Raw genomic sequence first — 24,777 nt, 5'->3', positions numbered from 1 at the left:
ATTAAATCGACGATTTATATCAAAATTTTCCTTCCCCCATTCTTCATAAGTAGATGGGTCTCTTTTTTTAGTTGCTCTTTTATTTTTTCAACTATGTTATTACCATTCAAATCATTTTCACGATTTACTATACTTAATATCTGTTCCAACAATGCTAAATACATATCAAACTCTCCTATAAAAATAATAATATACTTTAATTATTATATATTTAAGTAATAAAATCAAAAATTCAGTAATTATACCTAACTATCACAAACACTCAAACAAGAAAAAGGGGCTTTTGTGCGAGCGTTATTAATCTTCAGTTTAATAGGATAAGATTCGTCAACGTTTCTGTAAGTATCTGCTATACAGAAGAGTTGCCATCAATAAAGCCTAAACTTACCAAATACATTTCTGTAGATTCAGATCTACTTGACTTTGGTTTGAAGTATCTTACTGTTTTGAACATTTTTTTTAGCTCATTGCAGAAATTTTTATCAGATTCTCCTTGAAAAATTTTTACTACGAACTTACCATCATGATTCAAGAAATGCTTTACAAAATTGAGCGCTGCCTCGCATAAAAGCATAATTCTGATATGATCTAACGATTTTAAACCGCAAGATTCGGGTGCCATATCAGATAAAATTACATCAAATTTGTGATCCTTGAATTTTTCTCTTAAAATTTCAAGTTCGTTGATAATATCACACTGTATACACTCTACTCCACTAATTGAATTTATTGGTTTTATGTCAACAGCAACCACATCTGCTCCTTTCTTAGATGCAACTTGTGACCATCCACCAGGAGAAGCACCAAGATCAATAATTTTTTGCCCTTCTTGGAATAATTTAAATTTATTATCTATTTCTACTAGCTTGTATGCTGAGCGTGACCTATAACCATCCTTGCTAGTTTTTCGCACATACTGATCATTCAAATGACGATGTAGCCACCTTGTTGAAGATAGTTTTCTGCCTCTAGCCGTCTTTACTCTAGTTTTTATTGCTAATATCCTACTTATTATTGATTATATCTTTGAGCTCTTTTTCAACTACTTCTTTTACCAGTGCATGTAGATATTTATTTAGCCATTCTGAGAGCTGAGGTTTTAAAAGAGATGTAACTAATTCTTCAACAGTAAGGTTCGCTTTTCTTTGTTGTTTATGCTGCAATTCGTTTTGCATTTTTCCAAGCAGCGCTTTGATCTCCTTCATATTCTCTTTTAAAACTAGATGATCATTATTTTGCGCTTGTAAGCCGCTATTACTCGCTTTGTTATTACTCATTTGGATATTATCGTACAAATTTTTTTCTTCTGAGTTGTAGCTATGGCCATTAAATTGGTTGTTTTTGCAAGCCATTTCCTCACTTTGGTCATCATTATCAATGTCCTCTTTTTCACTATTTTCTTTTTTGCCATCTTCTTCCATGTCTTCTGGATACTCTTCCTCAAGGTATAACACATCATCACTTTCATCTTTTATTTCTGCTTTTGCGTTTTTACCCGATATAGCTTTTTTTATATCTTCTAGAATATCTTTTACAGATTGATTACCTTGTTCATCATGCATAGTGCTAATACCATTAAATTTAGAGGTTTATACTATTTATTATAAAAAGCAAATTATAAACACTAATCACATAATTGCTTTTTGCTTCAACTAAGTCTGAACGTGCTTTAAATAATGCATCTTCAGTGTCCAAAAGGTCAGATGTACTCTTTAAACTTAAGTTTACCTCTTGCTCAACTCCTTCCAATGCTAGAGCTGCTGCTTTTTCCGCTTCTTGACTTGCTTTAATAATGGCTTTTGCTGTCAGCACATTATTCCAAGCATTTACAACTGCTTGTTCTATATTTTTTACCGTTTCATAATAATCGTAGGTAGATTTTTTTGCATCCATTTTAGCTTTACTGACACCAAAAACATTAACTCCTCTTTTAAAGATTGGAACATCAAGAGTAAAAACTACATGAACATTTTCTAATAGCTTGTCTACCTTCATACCATCCTCCCCAAAATTTTTGCTTGCGCTTAGATTTAAAGAAGGAAGCCACTTGGAGCTTTCAGCAATCACTTCCATTCCGGCTGCTCTTTTTTGATAAACTGCTGCTTTTAGAGATAAATTATTGGTTTTTGCTAACTGTAAACATTCATTTAGCTCTGGGATAGAAGGTAGTTTATCATTAGCTTCAGAAAGGTCATCAGCATCTTCGCCAATCAAATGATAATAAGCAATATTTGCCAACTTTAATTTACCTTCAGCATCAACTCTTTCGGATATAGAAGACGAAAATTTTGCTTTTGCTAACGAAACTTCAGCATTGGTTACCTCTCCAAGAGAAAAGCGTTTTTTCATAGCTGACAAATGTTCCAAAGAAACGCGTTCTTTATGTTCTCTGAGTTTTAATATTTCTGCCTTTTGTAAAACATTAACATATGCTTTCACAGCGCTGAGTGCTACTTCTTGCTTCGACTGTTGAAATCTCATTTTTGCTGCTTTAAGAAGATGACTTGATCGGTTGAATGTAGCAAAAGTGCCCCCACCATCTATTATCCTTTGGCTTAATATCAGGCGTTTTCCAGGTAAATTAGATTGATTATAAAGATTAAAATTACTATCAAAATTGTACTGTAAATTAATGTCAGGTAAAAAACCAGCTAATCCAGAAGATTTTAGTTGTTTTTCAGCACTTTTATATTGGTAAAACTGAGACTTTATTTTTGAGCTGTTTTTGATAGCTTTACTTATAGCCTCTTCCAGATCGATTGCATGGCAACTTATAGCACTAAAAGCGATTGCAAATATAATAATCAATCGAAACATTTTACTTTCTAACATGGTATTTAAGTTACTAACATAAATTACTTGAGTAATCAATAACTAATTTAGTAATCAATAACTAATTTAGTAATCAATAACCAATGTTGTTGACACTATTGAGAAATTTAATATATAGTAACTTACTATTGTGTATATAAGATTAAGACATGAAAACTTTTTTCTTGAAAGAGAAACAAATCAATAAAAAGTGGTTTATTATAGATGCAGAAGGGTTAGTGGTAGGTAGGCTCGCAGCGTTTATAGCAATGCTGTTACGCGGGAAGCATAAGCCTGAGTATACACCTCATATGGACTGTGGTGACAATATAATCATTGTTAATGCGGAAAAGGTGTATTTCACCGGGAAGAAGCTTAAAGATAAAATTTACTATAAGCATACAGGTTATTCTGGTGGTTTGAAGAAAACTACTCCAGATAATATTTTAAGTGGCAAATTTCCTGAGCGTGTAATAAAAATGGCAGTGAAAAGGATGCTTGATGATGGGCCTATGGCACGTAGACGCTTTGAAAATTTGTATGTTTATTCTGGTTCAGAGCATAAGCATCAAGGACAGCAACCTGAAAAGATAGATTTTGCCTCTTTGAATCGTAAAAATAAAAAGTAATGGAGTAAAAATGAAGAGTTCTATAATAAATAACAATGATTGGTCAGAAAAGACAATTAAATCAGCAGTTGATTCGCTTGGTCGTTTATATGCTACAGGCCGAAGAAAAGAATCTGTAGCAAGAGTATGGATAAAGCCGGGAAGTGGAAAATTTAGTGTTAACAAAAAAGGCGATCTAATTTCTTATTTTAAAAGAGAAGCGGCGTGCCAAATGATTAAAGCACCATTTATAGTAACTTCTATGTTAGGTGAATATGATGTGTTTGCAACTGTAAAAGGTGGAGGGCTATCTGGCCAAGCAGGTGCCTTAGCTCATGGAATAAGCAAAGCTTTAAGTAGTATAAGTCAAGATTTACACTCTATATTACGTAACGGTGGGTTTTTAACTAGAGATTCACGTGTTGTTGAGCGTAAGAAATATGGTCAACATAAAGCTCGGAAAAAATGTCAATTTTCTAAGAGATAGTGATTTTATAGTGGTGTTTTTTGTAAATATTGTACAAATATTTGTGTAAAGTTTATGATGTCTTCTATTTTTGTAATAAATTTAGTTGACTATTGATATTAGCATAATATGCTGTTTATGTGATTTTTCAATATTAAGGTAGTTTATGAGTAAAGAAGATATAACAAAACAACTAAAAGAAGGTTGTGCTAATCAGGGTATATGTATAACACAATCTGATTCGAATAAGTTGTATGACACGTTCATGGGAATAATCAAGAATGAGATAAACTGTAAAGGTGAAATACGTCTACATGGAATAGGTACACTCTCTACTGTTATAAGTCAGGAGAGACAATGCCGTAATCCTCAAAATGGGAAGATTATGACTGTTCCTGAAAAAACAAGGATAAAATTTAAACCAAGCAAAACTTTTTTAAGTATTGTAAGGCACAAGAAAAAAGTACCTGCTATTTAGATATTGTCATTTTCATCCTTTTGATTACACTGTGTAAGCCATAAAATATAGCCTCACTGATTAAAGAATGGCCTATATTAAGAGCTGAGATGTGAGGTATTTCTTTTATTCTTTTAGCGTGTTTATAAGTTATGCCGTGTCCTGCGTGGCATTCTATTCCTAGCTTGTTAATGTATTCTGTAGCATTGATAATTAACTGTAGCTTTTTCTCTGATGGATTATTGCAGTAATTTCCTGTATGAATTTCTATTATATCAGGTTTCATCTTTAACTTTTCAAGATATTTTAGTTGATCAATATTTGGATCGATAAACAGTGAAACTTTTATGTCAGAGCTATGCATTTCCTCTATTATACTAGAAAGTTTGCTATATATGTTAAAGATATCTAGGCCACCTTCAGTTGTTAGTTCTTCTCTTTTTTCTGGTACTATACAAATCGAATAGGGTTTTACTTTTTTTGCTATTTTGAGCATTTCTTCCGTGGCTGCGATTTCAAGATTTAGCTCGGTGCTTATAGTTTTTTTTAGGGTAAATACGTCTTCATCTCTAATATGCCTTCTATCCTCTCTTAAGTGCACGGTGATAAAATCTGCTCCAGCATCAATAGCTATTGTTGCTGCTTTTAGCGGATCTGGATAAAAAGTGCCACGCGCGTTGCGAAGTGTTGCAACGTGATCGATATTAACACCTAATTTCACAATTCATCTCAAAAATTATTTATAGATTATACGTATCATTAGGTCTTCTGCATAGTCATTGTTTAATGCCATAGCTGGGAGACGGAGCTACTAACAAACTCTGCCAGCTATGTATTTTATTATCTTCAATCTGTGCAGATTAAACGACAAAACAACATTGAACTTCTTTCGAAACTCATTTTGCCAGCTCTAAATTGTATAGCCCTACTCATAATAGTCGAAAAAGAGTAAGATATGGATTTATAGTAGTGAAGGTAAGTAGCATATAGTTATGACTTAAGGAAAAAGGTAATGGAAGCGTTGGATGAAGGAGTTGCCAAGAGATTTAAGATCGGAAAAACAACTTTATATGAGTGGAAGAAAAGACGTGAGAAAACGGGAGATTTTCAGTCAAAAAAGCCTGGAAGAGTGGAAAAATTACCGACTGGAATGCATTTGTAAGGTGGCAAAACTCAGTCAGAGATGCTGGGGCAATATTAGTAGACAATCGAGCACTTAAAAATATAGGATTCACAAGACCTACGGATACAAAGAAAGAAATGAGGAAAAGCGAGCTCAATTTGCAAGGGTTATAGCGACAAAAGAACCTGTGTAGAGTCTGGCTATGGATATTGCTAGAAAGGACAGCCCTAAAATCTGGAATCAGCTCTTAAACATAACTTGGTCACGATTTTCATTAAAAGATAAGTACAGAAAAACTAGAGTATCTACCTTAACTTCCCTGAATTCGCTCACAATCTCTTAACTTGACGCGTATGCTTTTTTTGAAATCATGCTTTTATCGATAACCTACATAGATCGACCTTTTTGTGAATCTGGGTTTCTGCTTTCTTCAACTTGCTTTGCAAAAGACGTCTCTTGTGTGTTCATATGTTGAAGTGGTTTAGCAATTTCGCGCACAACAGTAGCAATTACGGTTAAAAATGCCTTCAACAATCCACCTAAAACTCCACCAACTGCTTCCCTGCCATATATACGAGCTTGCTTTTCGTTATCGTCAGCAGTTTCCCCTACTCTTCTTCTTGGATCCATTCTATGAGCAATAACTGAAAATAGCACTCCCCTAATTGAAGACTTCATTCGTGCTTTTGCCTTCTGAACATCTCCATCACTTGCTGCTTCATGTTTTTGCCTATTATTCATTAACTCCTTTTGTTGTTGAACGCTTAAAACCTCTTCCATCAGTTGTTTCTTTCTCTTTTCCAGAACTCTTTTCTTGGATTCTGATTTATCGCGAGTGTGCTTTGTGGTTTCAAGTTCTACATCAATATCCTCAGATGCTGCCTGACTATATAAGGTTTCTATGAGCCTATCTATACTTCGCTTTACTTGCATAGTCCTTTCGTAACTATCTAAATTATCGATTCCTTCATCAATTTGACTTAAAATATCCTCAAAAGGTTTTAAATATTCTTTGCACTGCTCTTCGAGCTGATTTTCATTCTTCAAATTCCTTTCTCTTCTGTCATCGCTATTCTCTTCAATATTAGCATCGTCTTCCTCGAAAAGATCTTCATCATTCATAATTTTTTTAATTCAGTTAAAATCTTCACCAATCACTATTGTATATGAAAAAATTAAATTAACATTAATGAAAAGTGTTTACAACTTCAGCACTAGCTAAAACTACAGTGAAGCTATCAAAAGTGGCAGGGTCGTAATATCTCTCATACAGTTCAACTGAACACCTAAGCCTTATCTTCTCCTTAGCACTAAAGCTAATTTCATAATCATTATTAGAGTTTAATATTGCAGAATTACGCAATAATTCATCAGCCATTGCAGAGTTTAAAATGCCATTAATTTTTATTGTAATCTGTCTACTTCCAGCACAATCAAGCACTTTTCTCCAGCCAAAAGAGGAAATATCTTTCATCTCTTCTTTGTTATTACGCAAAGTAAACCTTAGATTTCGTATATTATTCAGCACGACGAAATTACTGTCATGACCTTTAATTTTCAGCTGTAATTTGCTCATTGCTACCTCCTTGTATTAAAATATCAAAATTAATTGTTGAATGTAAAGCTTCATCATACTGATTCATAGCACAATTACTTTCCAAAATGGTCTCACTACTAATGCTCTTTACCACCAAGCTAACATGCTTTATAGCAGCAAGCATGCTGTTTATATGATAAGTATATATGTCGCATGAAAATCTTACTTTTGTAGCAAAGTTAGATAGCATATGCAGATTAATATAATTTACTATTCGCAATCTCAGATAAGGAATAGTAACCTGCTTAGGTAGGTAATCATAAATGTTAGTAATGTATTTCTTTAAATCAGAGTTTGCTTTTAATGCTGCATAAATACTATTATACAACTCATTTATAATTTGAATTTTTTCCATCTCACAGATACGGTTACGAAGATTGCAATTTGTAGGTACGACAGATGGTGTCATCCCAGTGCTTACTGTACGAACATTATCTGTCAAGAAGATGTCATCCCATGCCCAGACACTGGTTCACTTTATAATGATGTCATTCCAGTAGCCCTTTCTTGTCATCCCAGTGCTTGACACTGGGATCTAGGAAAATTTGCGAGTATAAAAGTAATGTTAAAATACAACATTTCTGATGATGGAAAAATGGATCCCAGTGTCTGGGCACTGGGATGACACCATCTGTTGTATATGCTATTGAATGACAAACAGGAGTTACAAAACAACCTTTGGTTCGCGAAACGGAGAATATACCTTCTTTACTTCAGACAAATTGCTACTTACTTCTGATTCACGATTTTTATAAAGAGCAGAAACATGCTGCATAATACCCAGCTTTATTTGTTCAGGAACGCTGTCATAACCAGCTTCGTATACAACATCAGCCCTTATTATGCTCAAATAATTGAAAAATTCAATATAGCTCCCTACATCACTAAAATAATAACTAAGTTTTCGATTTTTATCAGTAGCCAATATTATTTTGTTCACAGGACCATAGCTTAAATAGATTCTACGAGGTATATAACCTTCATATGAAACTTGCCACGTTTGCTTTACCAGTGACTTTTCCATATGCCACTGAGCATAATCAGTTGCCATAAAAATAAAACTTGAAATCAACTTATCATCTTGATCATTTTCAATGCGTAAAAAAGATTTAACCTCTTCTAAAGTAACTGGAAAAGATTTAGGCTTAGATTTACGCTGTACATTTATGATTGGATACTTTTGTCTTGTTGACATAACAACCCTCCTTTTCTATATATAGCTAAAATAAGTAAGACTTATCTGTGAAAAAAATCTGACTTATTTTAGTTATAACTCAATACTAAATTGCAGCAGCAACTCTATCGTATGAATATATTGAGAAGAGAACGTACAAAAGCTGTTTCTCCCTTTTTATTGATCAAGTTTACTAAGCCGGATTTTAGTAGATTGATATTCTGAGAATGAATGTTATTGAAAGTGGAGTTTATCTCTTTAGCAAGCAGACTGCGAAATTTCTGCACACTTTCATATGCAATATTTTCAAGTTCATGCGCAAACTTATCTTGAGCTACAGCTGCTATATCTTCAACTTCCTCATTGAACTCTTCTAGCTTTTTTTCCTTAGCTTTAAAGTTTTTCGTAAAAGTTTTCATATTAATCAACCTCAACTATTCTTATGATTATAATGACAATAAAAAAATTACCGAAGTAAAAAATTTGTACTACGATACTTAAAACAATTGCAGCATAGTGAAGCCCAAATCGGTTCACTTTATAGCGTGAATTCAAGTAGCCCCTTTGGTGTCATCCCAGTCTGGGATCCAGACTTTAATTGTTATACTTGTAAATAAGTCTGGTAAGAATAAACGTTCATCTCAAATGCAGTATTTTTGTTGAAATAGCTCAACTGGATCCAAGTATTCTAGGCACTGGGATGACATCGTCATAAAGTGAACCAGCTTCACACGCCACCATTTCGGTCTGTTTTAGCCACAAATGTTAAGAAATTTACCAAGCAAAAAAAAAGGCAAAAGAATCCCCTAATAGTGAGTTTAATAATTTAAACTGATAATGTGCTAACAAGCGCGTTTTGGCTGAATGTAGAAAAAATAAAAAAAGCCGCTATAATTTTATGTAATCCGCCAATAAGTACCCTAAGTTTTTTACTGAATTTTTGTTATTGAGCCTGCAGGTCAAAAACAAGTTTTGAGTCATAAATACCCTCAATGTCATAATAAGGAAAGTTGGCAACATTTGTCAAGTAGTTTTCTTATCTTTTGCAGGTATAATTTACATGCTACAATTAAATTTTCATAACTGGTGAATAAAAATGCAAAGAGATAAAATTAAAGTAGAAATAAAAAAGTTATCACATGGCGAAAGCCTGCCTCTTCCCTGTTATATAACCACGCAGAGTGCTGGCATGGATCTTTATGCTGCATTGGACAATACTATTATTTTAAATCCACTTGAAAGATTACTTATTCCAACTGGAATTGTGATTGCAATACCAAACGGTTTTGAGGGACAAGTCCGCCCACGTTCTGGACTTGCTGCAAAACATGGAATCACTGTTTTAAATTCTCCGGGCACTATAGACTCTGATTATCGAGGTGAGATTAAAGTTTGCCTAATTAATCTAAGTAATCAGTCATATGAGATAAAAAGAGGAGATAGAATCGCACAAATCCTTATCACTCCTGTACCTCAGGTAATTTGGAACAACACAGAAGAATTCTATGCAGAAGAAACTGACCGCAATGAAGGAGGCTTTGGCTCAAGTGGTAGATAATTTATTGTTTATAAGTTGACAATAATAATTTTTTCATATACTATATTAATATATTATTAATTTATTTTAAGAGGTAATTATGTCAATTTTTAAAAACCACCGTCACAAAACAAACATTGCACTTGCAGCATTTACTTCTGTATATGTTATAGGCGTAGCAGTAGTATTTTCAACACCGTATTTGCTTTCGATTCTAGAGCCAATTACAGTTTTTACAGCTATACTACTTGGAATGAGTATTTTCGCATTTGTTGCTGCTGTTACACTGGTTGGTTTAGCAATATATCCCATCATCAAAAACAATGAAATATCTGAGCCTAAAGCTCCGAGCATTGTTATTAGAAGTAATAAAGGAGATCTATTTGCGAAAGTAAAAGATGAAGATTTCGAGTATATCAAAACACACACAAAAAATAAGAATCAAGATGGCAGTGTTATCTCCGATGAGTATCGTATAGATTTTAACTTCGAAAATCACAGTTACTACATTACTGCTGCAGGTAAGGAAATGGATAACAATGATGTATTATTAAGGATAAATTCAGTAGGAAGAAAAAATGATAAAGGTGAGTATGAATTAATACATAAAGATAAAGAAAAGTTAAAAACGTTAGGTTTAGGCGCTGAAGAAAATGATGCTAAAGAACTAATCATTAGACTTTTGCCAAGATCAATTTTTAAATCACTAGAAGTTAAACACGAAGAGCCAGAAAAATTATTAAACAACCAAGTATAAAAGGGGTGGACTAAATAAGTCTGCCCTTTAGTGTTAGTTATTTAAACTTATTGTAGAAACTGCCTTAAAAAATAGACGTTTACATACTTGTGAGAAGGTATCTGTTCAGTCAATGGCGTCAACTTAAGGGGAGATATTAAGGAGTAAAATACTACAAGAGACAGGGCTTTTGTTTCTATTTTATTTCAATAAAAAAGTTTAAAATGTGTCTTTTTTAGGTGAGACATGCAAAAAGGAAAAAACCTTATCTTACAAATAAAAAATGCAATATACTCGAAAACTTTTCAGAAAATCCATTGTATTGAGTTTTACACGAACAAGAAAACTTCCTTTTTCGACAGTATTTTCTATAGTTAGTTAAAAAAAGTTTGGGAATAGAATGTGAACTTATGGAGCCGTTGACATGTACCTTCAAAGCAAGCTTTCTCTAAAGCAAGATATATTTCAAGAATTTAAGCATCCGAACAGCCTATCAGGATGAACCTGAATTTGGAGAGGTTATAGACTTATTGCAGTAGATGGATGAGATTACCCAACTCCGAAGAAATCATATCCGAGTTTAAACCAAATGGAACAACAGGCACCATTGGCAATTTGTTTGTTGATTTATGTATAGCTCTTTTCACAATAATCCGAACAGATCATAATAACACACTGCTGGCCTCCTGGCTTACAATAGCTATAAAGACGTTTTTACCCACGCTCGGACTATTATAAGAAGGGCTATACTTCACTGATTTGCAGTGCTCGTCTTGCCGCTTAGAATGTAGGTGAGCAAACACTGGCAAAAGAGCAATTACCCGAAGTTATTACTAAAATGCGTTTGTTAAATCAAATTATTTATCTATTATCGTGTTCAGTAAAATTCATTCAGCAGCATTATGATTTGAAAGTAAACTTTATTTTTCGCTTGCAAAAAAGAAATTATAGTAAGCTATGGGCGAATTAGATTTTGATTTTATATTAGAAAATGAAAATCTAAAAAATAAAATGAAAGGACAAAAAGTAAGAGTTATAGTGCTGACATTAGCCAATGGAGAAACAGAGTTTTTGATCGAGACTTTGGAAGATATCAGTAGAGCTTATCTATTAAGGTGGCGCATAGAGGAGTGCTATAAACGACTCAAAGTAGGATAGAGAATTTTTCTGGGATAAATTTAGAGACAAGAATTTTGGGCAAATGTGCAATATTCATATGTGTGATGCACAAGGGCCTTGGAACCCAGATCAAATTGCTGAGTATCGTTTAAATTTTTCAGTTTTATTTGGTGTGATGAGGCAGAAACTTTATCAAGTGCTTGTTGCACCAAAAAACTTTCAAGACCTTTTTAAGTATACGCGCTAAAGTTAAGATCCGACCGGGAAGATTGTATAGCCGCACTAAAGCAGATAAGCCTAAACGACATCATATCTTTAGGAGAATTTGCTAATGTATTCTCTTAAGTTAACGCCATTGTCTGTTCAGATACGGTCATTTTTAACTATTTGCCTTTTTTCTATGCAAGAAGTGTATTGATAAGTCCATTACAATTCAGTATTGTGAAAAATATAAGTCAAGTGTTAGTTAGGACATGGGGATTTTTTTTCAATTTTTGGGTAAGGTGCTAGGCAAGGTTTTTCCTGCCAAAATAGTAAGCTCTTTTTTAGGAGTAGGATATTTACCGGGTTGGCAGCATTATTGGTCTTCTTTTTTAATATTATTTATTACCGACATTATATTAATGCTTACATACGGAGGTGATTTTATACTATATAAAATGCCGAATTCAGGCATAGTTGTAGCTGCTATTCTTACCAAGCTAGCAATAGTTATGTTAGTGCTGCAATTAGTTGGCATATCTATTTTTCATACTCAAGATCCTTCAGCCAGCAGTGATGAGAATATAGTAATACAAATAGCATCAGGACAGGTGATGACTGTTGCGCTTTCGATGCCGGCAATAATGTCAATTTATTATATTGTAAGTAAATTCTATTTAAGTATATGCAAGGCAATACTTAAATGTCCATTTTGGTTTAATGATCTTATGCATTTGTTCTTTTTCTTTATAATACCTTATTTATTTTTTAATATTGTAGAAGTAATAAAACCATGGCCGATAAGTACGATACAGCTTAGTTATAACAATGCAATATCAATCACATTTGAAGGGATTTTTCATGTGTTTTATGCAGTGATTTTATTGTACTTGACTGCATTTATATTCTGCGATCTGACTATGCATGATGCGATTGTTTTAAACAAAAGCATATTTGAGTATGTAAAAGAAAGTTCAATAGCCTTGAGTGACTATTTTCATGGCACTATTAAAAAATAAGTATAGAATAGTACTTATTTGCTTATGTATTCAGTTTAAAAGATATACAGTTTGCGTGAATCTACAGGATATAATAAAGGGATTACAAGATTTTTGGGCAAATGAAGGGTGTACTATACTTCATCCATATACGTCTGAAGTTGGAGCTGGAACACTACATCCCGCAACAATCATGTCAGCGATTGACGAAAAATCAACAAAAATTGCATATCTGCAACCAGTAATAAGACCTGCAGACGGACGCTATGGCGACAACCCTAATCGCTTATATCAGCATCATCAATACCAAGTTATAATAAAACCATCTGGCAGCAATTTGCAAGATGTTTACTTAAATAGCTTAAAAGCTCTTGGTGTATCGACAAAAGAATATGATATTAAGTTTATTGAAGATGATTGGGAAAACCCAAGTGTTGGTGCATCCGGTCTTGGCTGGGAAGTTACATGCAACGGAATGGAAGTAACACAACTTACTTATATACAGCAAGTGGGAAGTATTGACTGCAGAATAATTCCTGGTGAAGTAGCATATGGGTTAGAGCGTTTAGCAATGTGCATACAGGGTGTAGATAATGTTTACGACATAATGTGGAATGATAGTGGTGTAACTTACGGAGATATTTTCAAACAAAGAGAGTATGAGTTTTCTTACCTGGCACTTGATTATTATGATACTAAAGTAGTACAACGGCAGTTTGAGGACACAGAAAAACTGTGTAAATTCCTTATCGAAAAAGAATTGCCAGTAGCAGCTTATGACCAATGTATTAAAACTAGCCATCTACTTAATCTACTTGATGCAAGAGGTGTGCTTGGTGTAAATGAACGTACAGCCTATATTGGTAGAGTGAGAGAGTTAACAAAAAAATGCTGTGAATTATATAGAGCGAAGTAGAATATGTTGTCACAATTATTGTTTGAATGTCTTTCAGAAGAAATTCCATCAAGAATGCAGAATTCATCTGCAGCTCAGGTTAAGAGCTATATCATTAATGCTTTTAGTAAAAATAATGTGAAATTTGCATCTATAGAAGTTTATGTGACTGCACGTCGCATTGCTCTTTTTATTGATGGAATAAGTGCTTTGGAGCTAAAAGATTCTAACAATGAGATTAAAGGACCAAGAGTTAATGCACCGAAAAGTGCTATCGAAGGTTTTTTGAGAAAAAATCGGAAAGGTGAAGAAGATTTACTCATTCGCAAAGTAAACGATGAAGATTTTTACTTCATTAAGAGAGAAAGCTGCTTATTTAACATCAGCGGGTTTCTCAAAAATCAACTGGAGGAAATGCTAAAAAACTTTTCTTGGCCAAAGAGTATGAGATGGAGTGAAAGAAAAGAGAGATGGGTTAGACCAATTAAAAATATTCTATGTATTTTAAATGACGAAATAATACCCATATCTTTTGCAGGGGTTACAGCATGCAACGTGACGTATGGTCATAGGTTTCTTTCAGGTGATGCAGTACTTACTGTTAGAACACCCAAAGACTATTTTGAATTGTTAGAAAAAAATAATGTCATTCTCCAGTTGGACAAAAGAAAGCAATTTATACTAGATCAGATTAATAAGTTTACAAAAGAGGAGAACTTACAACTTGAAAAAAATGATTATTTACTTAATGAATTGGCAGGGCTTATAGAGTGGCCAATAGTATTATTTGGTAAAATAAAATCATCAGAGTTACCGAAGGAAGTAATACTTAGTATAATTAACATGCAGCAAAAGTATCTTGCTTTAAGTAATGGACAGAAAATTTCACATTTTGTTACTGTTGTAAATGTTAACAATAATGAAGTTGTCAAAGGTCATGAAAGAATATTAGAAGCACGTCTTGCTGATGCCCAATTTTTGATGTCTCAAGACAAAAAGGAAAACCTAGATTACTATGTCAAAAAATTGAGCTCTATTTCATTTCATGCTTCGCTCGGTAGCGTAGAAGAAAAAGTGAAGCGTATTATTACTCTGTCAAAGTATGTAGCGATATTTATTCCACATGCTTCACTAATTAAAGTTGAACGTGCTGCATATTTAGCAAAGGCAGATCTTGCAACGTTGATAGTAAAAGAATTTCCGGGATTGCAAGGAATAATGAGTGGATATTACGCTTCTTACTTTCAAGAAGATAAAGAAGTAGTAGAAGCTATAACTGAGCACTATAAGCCAATCGGATCGGAACAAGAATGCCCTAAATCTCCTACTGCGATTGCTGTAGCTATTGTAGACAAAATGGATAGTTTGGTTGGTTTAATTGCAGCAGGTGAGAAAATCTCTGGTTCGTATGATCAGTTTGGTTTGCGGAGAATGACAATTGGTATAATTAGAACAATACTTGAAAATAATTTGCATATTCCAATTAGGCTACTGATAGATAAGTCAGTATCTTTATGTTCAAGACTTCTCTTTAATAAAAATACAACACCAGTTGATAAGCCAAATGAAAAACAAATTTCAGAGCTAGTATTTAAATTTTGCTTAGAGAGGTTCAAGGTTATTTTAAAAAATAGAAATATAAGGCAAGATATTGTAGATTCAATAATATATAAAATCGATATTAATGATCTGCTGACAGCAGAAAAGCAAACTGTTATACTGGATCGTTATCTTAGTACGCCAGAAGGTGAACAGGTTCTAAGCACTTATAAAAGAGCCAGTAACATGATGAGCAAAGTGAGAAAAAGTGATGGCACTACTTATAATGCATCTTACAGTAAGAAGTTTTTGATTGAAAATGAGGAGATTGCGCTATCAAATTGTGCTATAGCTGCTTGTAAAAACATAAAACAAGCGATAGAAAATAACGACTTTAATACAGCGCTTGATGAACTTGCTCGTTTTGCTCCATTTATCAATCAATTTATGGACAGTGTAAAGATTAACTGTGATTCTAATGAGCTTAGAATAAACAGGTTATCTTTGCTTGCAAATGTTGTTTCTAGCTTTCATTTAGTAGCAGAGTTTAACCTTATACAGGTTAAACAATTGATAAATGCTCAGGCAATATAAGGAACAAATCAAATCATCTCCACAATCCTGTGGCGTTTATAAGATGGTTGGAGATAAGAATAAGGTTTTATACATTGGTAAAGCAAAAAACTTGAAGTCGAGGTTATCCGACTACCTTCAATTCGAAAACCTTTCTGAACGAATCAGAGTAATGATCTCACAGGTTATTAAGGTTGAAATATTCATCACTGAGAATGAAATCGAAGCATTGCTTCTTGAAGCACAGTTAATAAAATCGTTAAAACCATCTTATAATATTTTGCTTAGGGATGGAAAATCTTATCCTTATATAACAATTTCTAAGCATGGTTATCCAAGAATAGCAAAATATAGAGGTAAGTTTAAGAAGAATGAGTTTCATTACTACGGCCCTTTTCCATCTGCTGCTGCTGTTAAGAACACTATATTATCATTGCAAAAAGCTTTTCTCTTAAGAGTATGTTCAGATCAATATTTCTCTTCAACAAAAAGACCATGTCTTGAGTATCAAGTTAAGCGCTGTTCAGCACCATGCGTAGATAAAATTACAAAAGATGATTACTGCAAATCAGTAAAACAAGCACAAGATACTCTGCTAGGAAGGAATAAAGAAGTGCAAAGACAGCTATTTTCTACAATGGAAAAGTGCAGTAGGGAGATGAATTACGAGCTTGCTGCTGTCTATAGAGATCGATTGAAATTTCTTCAGCAAATTCAAATGCAGCCAATGGATTTTTCTTTTGAAGAAGATGCAGATTTCTTTAGCGTTGTACGTGAGGCAGACTTAGCATGCATTGGTGTACTATCTTTCAGAGATAAAAGTAACTATGGAAGCATTCCTTACTTCATTGAGAATTGTAGTGATCATCCAAATGATGAAATTTTATCCACCTTTTTGGTCAATTTGTATAATCAAGTTAGCACACCACCAGCACAAATTTACGTTCCCGATTTTATTAAGGATAAGGAAATTATAGAACAAGCACTTTATGCTCTTACTCAAAAATCAATAAAAGTTTTGTATGCGAAAAATAGTAAAGAGCGTGATTTGTTGAATTTTATTTACAATAATTCTAAGCATAGCCTAGAGCAGAAGCTTACTGATTATAGAAATAACCTAGAAAAGCTCGAAGAGCTTAGGAAGATTTTCTCGTTACCAAATATTCCAAAGCGTATCGAGGTTTATGATAATAGCCATATATCTGGAAATCAACAAGTTGGTGTGATGATTGTTGCAGGGCAGGAAGGTTTTTTAAAAAGTGAATACAAAAAATTTACTATAAAAGAAGAAATTTCAGGTGATGACTATAAAATGATGAGAGAAGTGCTGATTAGACGTTTCTCTGGCAATATAAAAGATATAATCCCTGATTTTTTACTGATTGATGGCGGTCCAGGACATGTTTCCATAGTGCATAATGTGTTGGAAATATTGAATATAAAAGTTCCTTTTGCTTGTATGGCGAAGGGTCATGATCGTAATGCAGGAAATGAAAGATTTTATGTGCCGGACAGAGAAGAATTTACTCTAGCAAGTGACAGCAAGGTCATGCTTTATTTACAATTACTGCGTAATGAAGCCCACCGCTTTGCAATAACTTCGCATAGAAAAAAACGTGATAAACAGTTTTTTGCTTCACAATTAAGCAAAATATCCGGCGTTGGCAATAAAAGAAAGAAGGCACTCATGTCTCATTTTGGTTCGGTAGAAAACATAAGCAAAGCTTCTCTAGCTGAAATTCAAAACGTACCTGGAATTAGTAAAGGTTTAGCAGAAATCATTCTTAAACACGTAAATTATAAGAGAGGTGCTCCTAAAGAGATACTCTGAAATCAACTTTTATTTCTTCTTAATAAGACATAAAAAGCCCCTTTGCCACCATGTTTTTTTGTGGCTTGCTGGTAGTATAAGATCATATGCCGAGCTTTTGTATCATTCAACCACTTATTTAAGCTATTCTTTATAGTGTCTATTTTATCTATGCTATTACCATGCCCCGTAATTATCAATAAGCACCTATTCCCTGCTTGATAATTTTTAACAATAAAATCTATCAATTTACAATAAGCATTATCTATACTATAGCCATGTAAGTCGAGTTTATCGCTTATAAAATATTTGCCCCTATCGATCTTTAATTTTGTATTGTAGTCAAGACAAAATGATGAATTACCATTATCGGTATTAAGAAAATTTCCTTGTAAGCCGGAGGTACCTTTATCAATCATAGATTTTATATTTACTTTATGATCAACTTTCAAAGTAACTTTTCCACATTCTATTGGCTTAACATTTTTTTGCCAATCTAACTCATCATCTGACATAAACGCATTAATTGAATTGCATAATTTTACAACAATATATAAACACAGTAAAATATTGCTTATTCTATAAAAACCAGATTTTCAATAATACGATGAAATCATCAAAAGCTAATGAAAACTGTTGGCTATACGGAAAGCACACTTGCATGTCAGCATTAAGAAATAAAAATAGACAGTGTATAGAATTGTTAGTAACAGGAAACTTCTACAGAGAATGTGAGAAAGAAATTAGACAATGTGCAGATAGTAAGGGCATTAAAGCTCAGCTAGTAGAGAACAAAATATTCAATGATATTTTACCCAAGGGTGTAAATCATCAAGGAATTGCTTTAAAAGTTGCTCCTATTTTTCACAGCTTAAATATCGAAGAAATAGCTGAAAGATCAGGTGAAAACTCTACTATAGTCATTTTAGATCAAATTACTGATACATACAATATAGGGTCGATTTTAAGAACCTCAGCTTGTTTCAACATTGATGCATTAGTTTTACCACATCACCATTCACCGAGCGAAAATGCATCTATTGCAAAAGCAGCAAGTGGAGCACTAGATATTGTCCCTCTAATATACGTTACAAACATAGTAAAAACTATGGAGTCTCTCAAAAAGATAGGCTACTGGTGTTATGGGTTTGATTGCAATGCTAAGGAAAATATAGATGAAATAAAGAACTTTTGGAAAAAAAGAGTAATTATTTTTGGCTCTGAAGAGAAAGGAATGCGGAGATTAGTTAAAGAAAGTTGTGATTATCTTTTAAAAATCCCAATGTCAAACGTAATTGATAGTCTAAATGTTTCAAATGCAGCAGCAATAGGACTATATTCCATCTACATTAAAACAAAAATAACTGCAAATTAGTTGCAATAAAAAATAGACTTCTTGCCTTTTATCAAGACCGTTGGAATCTAGAAAAAAGGTTGTCATTCTAGCTTCACATGCACAGTTGGAAGATGTCATGCCAGTGCGTGACACTGGGATCCAGTTAAATTTGCGAGTATAAAAGTAATGTTAAAATATAACGTTTCTGATGATGATGGAAAAATGGATGCCAGTGTCTGGGCACTGGCATGACATCTTTCTACAGAATAATGTTCGTACAGCTGTGTATCACATGCTGGAATGACAACAGTGAATGACATAGCGAGATATCATCTACTGGCACTTACATTACCAATCCCAAGAAAGTGGTGCACTTGGATCTATTGGAATCTCGAAGGATGGCTGTGACATTACAGCTGTTTGTAAGTCCTCATTCTGTGCTACAGCTGTTTGTAAATCAGTATTATTTGCTACAGCTGTTCGTAAGCCAGCATCAGCTGCTACAGCTGTTTGTAAAGCTGGAATAGCTGCTATAGAATTTGGATTTGCTAAAACCGCTTGTAAGCCAGCATCAGCTGCTACAGCTGTTCGTAAGTCAGCATTCATTGCTACAGCTTCTTGTAAGTCAACGTTTTCTGCTACAGCCGTTTGTAAAGCTGGAATAGCTGCTACAGCTTCTTGTAAATCAGGATTATTTGCGACTTCGTCTGCCAAATCTTGTTTATTTTTAGCAATTAGTTCACTAGCTACTTCTGAAGGCACCGGTTTTAATCCTTTTTCACCTAAGAATGCTTTTGCTGCTTGATTGCCCTGAGCACCGTATGGAGTTTCAGGAGCATCAAGGAATCCTCCTAATTTTTCTACTAAAATTGATTTTGTACCATCTTTAGCAGGAAGGATAGCTTCTGCAAAAGCTTTTTGATTTGCTGCATCTGTAAGATTGGAAGCATCGACTTTAGCAAATGCAGTATCAGCATCTGATTTAGTATAAACTTTCTTATTATCATCAGAACCAACTGTTGCAAGAGCAGGAACTAAAACATCCACAACAGCTTGTTCTGCAACTTTTGTTGCAAGATCTGAAGTTTTAAGAAATGTAGTATCAGCAGCTGTTTTGGTATAGACCTCATCAGCTGGAGTAGCTTTAACATATACCTTATTTGTAAAATCAGGAGAAGCAGTTATAGAATCCACAACGTCTTTTTCTGCAGCTTTTGTTGCAAGATCTGTAGCCTTAACGAATGCAGCATCGGCAGCAGGTTTAGTGTATACGTTACCGGTAAAATCAGCAGAAGCAGTTATAGCATCTACAACAGGTTTTTCTGCAACTTTTGTTGCAAGATCTGCAGTTTTAAGAAACGTACTCCCTGCTTCAGTTTTAGTGTAAACCTTCTTAGTATCATCAGTACCAACTGTTGCAAGAGCAGGAACTAAAACATCCACAACAGGCTTTTTTGCTACTTCTCCTGCAAGAATTGTTTTACCGTTTTGAACGCTTTGTGTAGCGAATAATGAGCCTATAATACTTCCAAGACCTGTTGAAGTAGTTTCACTATTATCACCTTTTAGCTGATATTTAAATACTACATCTTTTAGGGTGCTTAGCTTGATATCATCGATTTTATTAAGATTAGCAATACTTGAAGCATCTAGGGTATATTTATTACCATTGCCATCTTCATAAACTACGACTTTAGCATCACTTAAGTCTGCTGCTGTTGCTTCTGTGCTTCTTCCTGAACCTGTATAAAATTTTAAACTAGCCACCATATAACTCTCCGTTAATTATAAAAATCATAATGTGCATGAAAACAATATAAATTCCGTAAATACTAGATTTTGCATGAGATTTACTTGAGGTCTTTTGCTTTAGAATTCTTCTCTTGTGATCTAAGTATATAGCAGACGATGTCATCCTAGTAGCCCCCTCGGTGTCATTCCAGTGCGTGACACTGGGATGACATCTTCTTACAGATAATGTTCGTACAGCTGCGCGCGTGATGCTGGAATCCAGCCTTTATCACTTGGTTGAAATTACTTTTTCTGGATTCCAGTGTCTGGGCACTGGAATGACACCGAAGGGGCTACTCGGATCTAGCTAGCTCAAATCACAATGTTCATACAGTTGTGTGTCTGGGCATTGGAATAACAAAAAGAGGGCAGTGCCCTCCTTGTAGTGTATTAGATGTAGGTCGAGTTATGATCGTGATAAACATGATCGCTTGTGCAATCAAACATTGTCGCAAAACCATTCTCTAGATAGAGATTGTATTCATGATGTTGGTCTGATAACTCAATGTTATCTTGCATTTCTAAGTTGAAATGACTTGAATCTGACAGCAATTCGTAATTCGGATTATCTATTTTACTAATGCTGCTTATTACTTTGCCATTACCACTTGATATAGCCAAACTATAGCTATCACCATCCTTCATTATTTTGATGGATACCTTATCCTCAGGTAACACTATAAGCTTTTTCGTATCACTATCGTGAATTACAAATTTGCCATCTTTAAAGTAATACTTGTCTTCGGGCAAAGCACCAACCTTATAATCTGATGTATGCAGTTTGTTCCAAAACTTTAACACAGAGCCTTTATCTTCTCCTTCTGCTCTATCATACAAGGCTTTCACATCATTGTAATCTATGGTTACATTTGCCTTGTGCTTTCCTTCTAAGTCTCGATCATAGTTCTTTTCTATTTTCAAGATTGTGTCTTTTAATACCTGCTCTTTCTCCTCCACTGAAGCTGACCTTTTTGCCCTTGTTGGAATTTGTGGCTGATCAGACTGCATTTCACTATTGTCGTTTCTCTCTTCAGCAACAATATTAGTAGTACTATGGCTCATGTTAACTTCTGTCTTAGCTTCACTTACTTGCCCTTTTGGACTTTCGGTTTGTTTCTCTTTTGTGAATATTCTCTGATAGTCCGTGTAGCCTCTATTAGTATCACCGATATCGCCATCACCTTGATCGAAAGTTATTTTTTTACTTCCATTCCCCATGTCCTCAATTTCAACTTGAGGAGAAACAGATGCGAGGAAATCATTATAACTGTAGTTATAATCAGCAGAAAAGAATATTTTTCCTTTGAAGTTATGGAAATTATTAGATAACATTCCAATTTCTTCATCAGTATCACCATCAAATAGTTTTACTTTAGTGAAATATGCTTGATCTTTTATTCTAACTATTTCGCCACTTGAGTTTCTTTGTATGTGGTAATCATTTGGGTCGTACTTTATAGCAAAAAGTTTGCCAGAGCCATATTTCTCTAAGTTTATAAGGCCCACATTTACATGTTTATGGGAATAATCTCTCTTCTCATATTCATGTGCAAATATTGGATCTATATATCCATATTCATCTGGTATGCCATTATACTCTCTCCCTTCAGAATCAGATGGTGCTAACTTATATTGTCCATCCTTTTGCACTAACTTTAGATGAGTAACTTTTTCAGGTAACTGATAGCGCACATTTTTTCCGTGATCATGAATGAACAAGTTACTTCCATTTGTAATTTCACCTCTTTCATTTTTCACCTCTTCGGTAATATAAAAGCCCATATTTTTGAATGCATGTAGATTTTCGCCTCCTTGCTTTACAACCGCTTCGTATACATCGTCGTTTGTCCTATCTGTCCCCTTATTATCCAGTAATTTTCCTTTTTCCACGATTACTCCATTTGCCTTTTGCTCATCAGAATATTGTGCATGCTCTGAATCCTGATGATTCAAAATTTTAGTACCTCTAAGGAGTAGAGAATCTAAATCTTTTTGGATGTGTCCAGTGCTAGGATGCAACAATTCATTTTCATGCAAATGTGCTTCATCAAAGTATTCATCACGTTCAACTGTTCTGCCGTCTATTAAAGAAGCTTTATAATGACCATTTTCTTTCGTAATCGCCATATAAGCACCACCATCATATTGAGTATTTAAGTTGTGCAGTATATCCTCAAAAACGAAAATTTCTTTAGTTTGGCCTTCAACTTGCTTGAAAAATCCTGATTCGCTCGATAATTCTCCAAGCTTTGTATCTCCATCTTGTATGGATAGCGCACCCATATTCCCGTGACCATGGGCTTTTATAGAGAAAATCTTACCTTCTTGTAGATCAATATGATTTGTACTCCTTATTAAGTTTGGATCGATATTGATCATCTCTTCTAACATCTTTTCTACATCGATGTTCTTAGTCGCTTTTACTTGTTCTAAGCCAGTGTTTATGGTTTTATCAAGTAAGGAATTTTTCAATTCTTCATATCGAGAGGAAGAAGTAATGAAATTATATTTTTCCAAAAGTTCTTCATAGGAGATCTCTTGTTTATGATATCTTTCAAGTACTTCAGTGGATTCCTTATGAATCTGCTCATCGAGATTCTTTAGTTTCTCATCGCAAGTTTTTTTCAAAGTTTCATCATACTTTGACAATACATTTAAAACCTGACTCTTATATTCTTGACTGTTTTGATATTCATTACCTTGTTGATCAGAGTAAGTTAGTTTATCCTGTTCATTAGAAGTTTTTACTACCTTGAGGAAATGATATTCCTTTGATATATCAAGTGTATCATCTGTTGCCCTATTTATAGCACGAGCAACATCATAAAATGCGACGTGTTCTACAGGAGAAAAACTTCCAACGTTTTCTCCATCCATTTTTTCTATATTTGCTTTATAGTAGGATATGTTTTTAATTTCTCCACCCACTATTTCTTGACCAGTTGCTATAAAAGCTCCTTTTGTAACTTGCAAAGCGTTAAGATGTTCCATTGCAGTTTCTGTATCATTCTCAGCAAGCCAGCCTTTAAAATTATCATTATGCCCTTTTATTTTAGAGAGAAAGTCTTTTGACTTATGTGAGTCACCTTGACGTAAAGCATCTAGGTAGTCTCTTAATAAACTAGGATCTTTTTCCTGTAAGTACATTATCAACGCATGACCTGTTTTATAAACCAGGCTATTTGCTTCGTCGTTCTCTGAATATTCTAAACTTAAAATTTCACTTAAATTCAAATTTGTAGCTTCAGTTTTGTCGATACTTGATCCTTGAGAATTGAATTTATGATCTGAATGGTGCTCAAAGTAATCTGCAATTCCTTCCATTAATACTGCAGGTAGGTGCTCACCTCCTGTAGCCAAGTAAGTTAAACCATGTGCAAATTCATGCTGAAGGTTATGAACGCCACCTTGTTGGTAGACATACATTTCAGCAAAAACATCAGCTTCCCCTTTGTAGTAACATTTACCACCTTCATCTCCAAGGTAAGAACCGAAACCCTCGCTTCCGCCAAGGTGAGTGTAATCATCCTTGTCATCAAACATATAAATTTTAAATGTTTGTTCTGAGTTGCTGTGTTCTAACTCGAATGCGTCTTTAAAATTAGTAGCTGTTTCTCTTATCTCACTTTCAATGTTAGCAATTTTACTTGCTCTTAAATTATGAGAATAAACCTCTACTTTAATATTTAAATCTTTAACTTCTACAACATGTGGCGAATTAAACCCTTTGCCGTTATTGTTGAAATATTCTTCTTTAGTTATATTTTTATTTATTTGTTGATTGATTGTCATAATTCTAACCTCTAATTTACTAACTCTTCAAATATAAAGTGATCTCTACTAAAAAAATGTGAATTTTCATATTGGTATAGTCTATATCTTAGTGAAGAAATATAAGTAATTAATTTAATATGAACAATATAAGATATAGCTTGACTACAAAAAAAATCTACATTCTAACGTTACATTAGGATAGGGTAAGAATTAAAAGCAAATTGACTTCTAT

Annotated in this window: 23 protein-coding genes and 3 pseudogenes; 13 read left to right on the top strand and 13 right to left on the bottom strand. The window is 34.0% G+C overall.

The genetic code is table 11. The features are described 5' to 3' along the window. Nucleotides 1-14: 14 nt before the first annotated feature. From ABLO99_RS07890 to ABLO99_RS07875, 4 genes are all read right to left on the bottom strand, one after another. On the bottom strand, nt 15-164 hold the full coding sequence (locus ABLO99_RS07890; protein WP_349967557.1) for a hypothetical protein: 150 nt from the start codon (nt 162-164) through the stop codon (nt 15-17). Between the two features lie 185 nt (nt 165-349). After that, nucleotides 350-928, bottom strand: a complete 579-nt coding sequence (locus tag ABLO99_RS07885; RefSeq protein ID WP_349967556.1) for an RlmE family RNA methyltransferase — start codon at nt 926-928, stop codon at nt 350-352. Nucleotides 929-1,004: 76 nt separating this feature from the next. Next, on the bottom strand, nt 1,005-1,562 hold the full coding sequence (locus tag ABLO99_RS07880; protein WP_349967555.1) for a DUF2497 domain-containing protein: 558 nt from the start codon (nt 1,560-1,562) through the stop codon (nt 1,005-1,007). A gap of 19 nt (nt 1,563-1,581) precedes the next feature. After that, entirely contained in the window at nt 1,582-2,817 is a 1,236-nt protein-coding gene (locus ABLO99_RS07875; RefSeq protein ID WP_349968523.1) for a TolC family protein, read from the bottom strand. Between the two features lie 164 nt (nt 2,818-2,981). On the opposite strand from ABLO99_RS07875, the gene rplM reads away from it, so the two are divergent. From rplM to ABLO99_RS07860, 3 genes are all read left to right on the top strand, one after another. Beyond that, nucleotides 2,982-3,440, top strand: a complete 459-nt coding sequence (rplM, locus tag ABLO99_RS07870; protein ID WP_349967553.1) for a 50S ribosomal protein L13 — start codon at nt 2,982-2,984, stop codon at nt 3,438-3,440. Between the two features lie 10 nt (nt 3,441-3,450). Continuing rightward, nucleotides 3,451-3,906, top strand: a complete 456-nt coding sequence (gene rpsI, locus ABLO99_RS07865; protein ID WP_349967551.1) for a 30S ribosomal protein S9 — start codon at nt 3,451-3,453, stop codon at nt 3,904-3,906. Nucleotides 3,907-4,051: 145 nt separating this feature from the next. Continuing rightward, nucleotides 4,052-4,363 carry an HU family DNA-binding protein gene (locus ABLO99_RS07860; protein WP_349967549.1) on the top strand — a complete coding sequence of 104 codons (312 nt, stop codon included), beginning with the start codon at nt 4,052-4,054 and terminating at the stop codon, nt 4,361-4,363. Here ABLO99_RS07860 and ABLO99_RS07855 read toward each other — a convergent pair. Next, nucleotides 4,356-5,063 (bottom strand): pyridoxine 5'-phosphate synthase, encoded by a 708-nt coding sequence (locus ABLO99_RS07855; RefSeq protein ID WP_349967548.1) that lies wholly within the window; start codon nt 5,061-5,063, stop codon nt 4,356-4,358. The genes ABLO99_RS07860 and ABLO99_RS07855 overlap by 8 nt on opposite strands. A gap of 291 nt (nt 5,064-5,354) precedes the next feature. Here ABLO99_RS07855 and ABLO99_RS08755 point away from each other — a divergent pair. Next, nucleotides 5,355-5,652, top strand: a pseudogene (locus tag ABLO99_RS08755) (IS630 family transposase); the annotation flags it as partial. Nucleotides 5,653-5,852: 200 nt separating this feature from the next. On the opposite strand, the gene ABLO99_RS07845 reads toward ABLO99_RS08755, so the two are convergent. The 5 genes from ABLO99_RS07845 to ABLO99_RS07825 form a co-directional block, all read right to left on the bottom strand. Continuing rightward, nucleotides 5,853-6,587, bottom strand: coding sequence for a hypothetical protein (locus tag ABLO99_RS07845; RefSeq protein WP_349967547.1), 735 nt, complete (start codon nt 6,585-6,587; stop codon nt 5,853-5,855). 64 nt (nt 6,588-6,651) lie between these two features. Then, nucleotides 6,652-7,041, bottom strand: a complete 390-nt coding sequence (locus tag ABLO99_RS07840; protein ID WP_047759797.1) for a phage tail tube protein — start codon at nt 7,039-7,041, stop codon at nt 6,652-6,654. Next, complete coding sequence (locus tag ABLO99_RS07835) at nt 7,016-7,417, bottom strand: DUF3168 domain-containing protein (protein ID WP_349968521.1); 402 nt, start codon at nt 7,415-7,417, stop codon at nt 7,016-7,018. The genes ABLO99_RS07840 and ABLO99_RS07835 overlap by 26 nt, the downstream gene beginning before the upstream one ends. A gap of 309 nt (nt 7,418-7,726) precedes the next feature. After that, a complete protein-coding gene (locus tag ABLO99_RS07830; protein WP_349967545.1) occupies nt 7,727-8,257 on the bottom strand; it encodes a head-tail connector protein in 531 nt (176 codons plus the stop codon). A 104-nt stretch (nt 8,258-8,361) separates the two neighbouring features. After that, entirely contained in the window at nt 8,362-8,655 is a 294-nt protein-coding gene (locus ABLO99_RS07825) for a hypothetical protein (protein ID WP_349967544.1), read from the bottom strand. A 677-nt stretch (nt 8,656-9,332) separates the two neighbouring features. Here ABLO99_RS07825 and dut point away from each other — a divergent pair. The 8 genes and pseudogenes from dut to uvrC all read left to right on the top strand — a co-directional run bounded on the left by dut (nt 9,333) and on the right by uvrC (nt 17,665). Next, nucleotides 9,333-9,794: a dUTP diphosphatase gene (dut, locus tag ABLO99_RS07820; RefSeq protein WP_349967542.1), complete on the top strand. Its 462-nt coding sequence runs from the start codon at nt 9,333-9,335 to the stop codon at nt 9,792-9,794. 79 nt (nt 9,795-9,873) lie between these two features. Beyond that, nucleotides 9,874-10,530, top strand: a complete 657-nt coding sequence (locus ABLO99_RS07815; RefSeq protein ID WP_349967540.1) for a hypothetical protein — start codon at nt 9,874-9,876, stop codon at nt 10,528-10,530. A 225-nt stretch (nt 10,531-10,755) separates the two neighbouring features. Then, a pseudogene (locus ABLO99_RS07810) lies at nt 10,756-11,142 on the top strand (IS4 family transposase); the annotation flags it as partial. A 115-nt stretch (nt 11,143-11,257) separates the two neighbouring features. Then, nucleotides 11,258-11,960, top strand: a pseudogene (locus tag ABLO99_RS07805) (IS4 family transposase); the annotation flags it as partial. Between the two features lie 141 nt (nt 11,961-12,101). Next, on the top strand, nt 12,102-12,848 hold the full coding sequence (locus tag ABLO99_RS07800) for a phosphatidylglycerophosphatase (protein ID WP_349967539.1): 747 nt from the start codon (nt 12,102-12,104) through the stop codon (nt 12,846-12,848). A gap of 55 nt (nt 12,849-12,903) precedes the next feature. Next, a complete protein-coding gene (locus ABLO99_RS07795) occupies nt 12,904-13,743 on the top strand; it encodes a glycine--tRNA ligase subunit alpha (RefSeq protein WP_349967538.1) in 840 nt (279 codons plus the stop codon). Nucleotides 13,744-13,746: 3 nt separating this feature from the next. Continuing rightward, a complete protein-coding gene (gene glyS, locus ABLO99_RS07790; RefSeq protein ID WP_349967537.1) occupies nt 13,747-15,855 on the top strand; it encodes a glycine--tRNA ligase subunit beta in 2,109 nt (702 codons plus the stop codon). Then, nucleotides 15,839-17,665: an excinuclease ABC subunit UvrC gene (uvrC, locus tag ABLO99_RS07785; RefSeq protein WP_349967534.1), complete on the top strand. Its 1,827-nt coding sequence runs from the start codon at nt 15,839-15,841 to the stop codon at nt 17,663-17,665. The genes glyS and uvrC overlap by 17 nt, the downstream gene beginning before the upstream one ends. A gap of 2 nt (nt 17,666-17,667) precedes the next feature. On the opposite strand, the gene ABLO99_RS07780 is transcribed toward uvrC, so the two are convergent. After that, nucleotides 17,668-18,159 carry a Smr/MutS family protein gene (locus tag ABLO99_RS07780; RefSeq protein WP_047759788.1) on the bottom strand — a complete coding sequence of 164 codons (492 nt, stop codon included), beginning with the start codon at nt 18,157-18,159 and terminating at the stop codon, nt 17,668-17,670. Nucleotides 18,160-18,251: 92 nt separating this feature from the next. Here ABLO99_RS07780 and rlmB point away from each other — a divergent pair, with 92 nt between their 5' ends. Further along, nucleotides 18,252-19,019 carry a 23S rRNA (guanosine(2251)-2'-O)-methyltransferase RlmB gene (rlmB, locus tag ABLO99_RS07775; protein WP_047759787.1) on the top strand — a complete coding sequence of 256 codons (768 nt, stop codon included), beginning with the start codon at nt 18,252-18,254 and terminating at the stop codon, nt 19,017-19,019. A 309-nt stretch (nt 19,020-19,328) separates the two neighbouring features. Here the strand turns inward: rlmB and ABLO99_RS07770 are convergent, their stop codons facing one another. Both ABLO99_RS07770 and ABLO99_RS07765 read right to left on the bottom strand, forming a co-directional pair. Then, nucleotides 19,329-20,750, bottom strand: coding sequence for a hypothetical protein (locus ABLO99_RS07770; protein ID WP_349967531.1), 1,422 nt, complete (start codon nt 20,748-20,750; stop codon nt 19,329-19,331). Nucleotides 20,751-21,161: 411 nt separating this feature from the next. After that, nucleotides 21,162-24,563, bottom strand: coding sequence for a peptidase M2 (locus ABLO99_RS07765; protein WP_349967529.1), 3,402 nt, complete (start codon nt 24,561-24,563; stop codon nt 21,162-21,164). Nucleotides 24,564-24,777 lie beyond the last annotated feature (214 nt).

Origin of the sequence: Wolbachia endosymbiont of Armadillidium arcangelii, assembly GCF_040207875.1 — a bacterium.
GTDB lineage: Bacteria > Pseudomonadota > Alphaproteobacteria > Rickettsiales > Anaplasmataceae > Wolbachia.
Note: the sequence above shows the minus strand (reverse complement) of the source record. Positions and strands in the feature narration are given on the sequence as shown.